At 55.0% G+C, this 342-nt stretch carries 1 protein-coding gene; it reads right to left on the bottom strand.

All coding sequences use genetic code 11. The annotated features are described in order from the left end of the window. A partial coding sequence (locus ACTFO6_RS18170; RefSeq protein WP_439935796.1) for an ABC transporter permease occupies positions 1-342 on the bottom strand: 342 nt, incomplete at both ends.

Below are 342 nucleotides of genomic sequence, written 5' to 3'. Positions count from 1 at the left end.
ATCCAGAACTGACGCCGAACACGAGTTCAGCGGCAATCAGGGTGCGCCAAGAAAACGCCCAGCCGATTTTCAAGCCGGTGAGAATGCTGCCAAACGCGGCTGGAATGAGGATCTTTGTCACGTAGCCTATGCCTCGAAGTCCTGCGTTATGCCCCACCATGCGCAATGTGGTGCTCACGGCCATGAAACCAGAGTGAGTATTCAAGGCTACTGGCCAGAGGACCGAGTGGATAAGCACGAAGACAATGCTTGCATTCCCCAGTCCGAACCAGATCAGCGCTAACGGTAGCAGAGCAATGGCCGGCAAGGGGTTCAACATGGAGGTCATCGTCTCCAGGAAAT

The sequence above is a fragment of the Pelomicrobium sp. G1 genome (genome assembly GCF_051905455.1).
GTDB lineage: Bacteria > Pseudomonadota > Gammaproteobacteria > Burkholderiales > UBA6910 > Pelomicrobium.
This window is presented reverse-complemented; position numbering and strand designations above follow the sequence as displayed.